This window comes from Bartonella sp. CM86QHHN, assembly GCF_042194695.1.
Classification (GTDB): domain Bacteria; phylum Pseudomonadota; class Alphaproteobacteria; order Rhizobiales; family Rhizobiaceae; genus Bartonella.
Genome location: NZ_JBHIND010000097.1, coordinates 1 through 1,175, shown reverse-complemented (window position 1 = coordinate 1,175; position 1,175 = coordinate 1). Strand labels below are relative to the sequence as shown.

Below are 1,175 nucleotides of genomic sequence, written 5' to 3'. Positions count from 1 at the left end.
CATTAGCACCAAAGCTAAAACAGCCCAATGATAGGAACCGTGTGCCTATTAATAAAACAATCCCTGCCGAAATCAAGCGAGCAAATATATGAAAAAGCGATTTATTATAACAGGAATGATTACCCTGTGGGGAATACTGAATCTAGCTCCAGCAAATGCAGATGTAAGCGTAGTAACTTTCGAATCCCGAACACCACCTAAGGACCCAACTGTAGACTTACCACCTGCTTCACCGCCACAATCTGCTCTACCAGCAGAATATCTGGAGCTTATTGATCTATTAAAAAAAGGGGAAATTATTGAGCTCTTAAAAAAACAGCTTGAGTTGAAAAAAGAACAACTTTCGCAAACAGAAAAAACCTATCAGGCTATAACAAATAGTCAAAAAATTGGACCTAAAACTATAGATTTTTCTAGTTTTTTTCTCAAAGAACCAGAATCGTTCTATAAGAGTGATAAGCTTTCAAGAGAATCATATCAAGAGGTATTAGAGGACGAAAACAAAATTTCTGAGCCTTTTGATCAAATGGGCACGTTGCTTTTTGAGCGTTTAGAATTTTTCTCAATACTAAATAAAGCTATAACTTTAAAAAGTTTTGAAAACGTAGAAAATCGTTTTCAATACCTCAAAAGTCTATTTAATGAACTTCAAACAAAAGAAAACCTGAAAGATATTGCAGATCTTCAAGCACATATCGATGGTTCGTTAGCCATAATCCAAAATGAATCTATAAAGGTACAAATGGTAGCANAAACAAAAACCAATGTAGAAGGTTCAGTACTCTCTGAACAATTAAGAGAAGCACAAAGATTTTATCAAAGCCAAGATATCGTGCTAAAAACACTTAGGTAATGTATAAATGAAAATGAAGCGTTTAGCATATATCTATGTTCCAAGGTGATAAAAAGTTGAAAATTCGTTAAAGAGGAATTCCATGGACTTTACAGTGTTCACGCAACTTTTCAGTAAAATTGATCAGATAACAAAAACATATGTCACGGATATTTCCTCAAAAACAATAGCTACAATTACACCCTTTGTTTCAATCGGTATCACAATCGCTTTCATCATCTACGGATGGCTCATCATCCGTGGCGCTATCGATATGCCTCTCTCCGGATTCGTAAACCGTTTCCTACGGATAAGTATTATTACTTCAATAGCTCTTACCACA

2 protein-coding genes and 1 pseudogene are annotated in these 1,175 nt (G+C 35.1%); all 3 read left to right on the top strand.

Annotated elements, in window-relative coordinates:
* Positions 1-92: pseudogene (locus tag ACFIKX_RS09720) on the top strand (TrwH protein); the annotation flags it as partial.
* Positions 89-853, top strand: a complete 765-nt coding sequence (locus ACFIKX_RS09715) for a type IV secretion system protein (RefSeq protein ID WP_375661254.1) — start codon at positions 89-91, stop codon at positions 851-853. The pseudogene ACFIKX_RS09720 and the gene ACFIKX_RS09715, both read left to right, overlap by 4 nt.
* An 82-nt stretch (positions 854-935) precedes the next feature.
* A partial coding sequence (locus tag ACFIKX_RS09710; protein WP_375627961.1) for a type IV secretion system protein occupies positions 936-1,175 on the top strand: 240 nt, incomplete at its 3' end.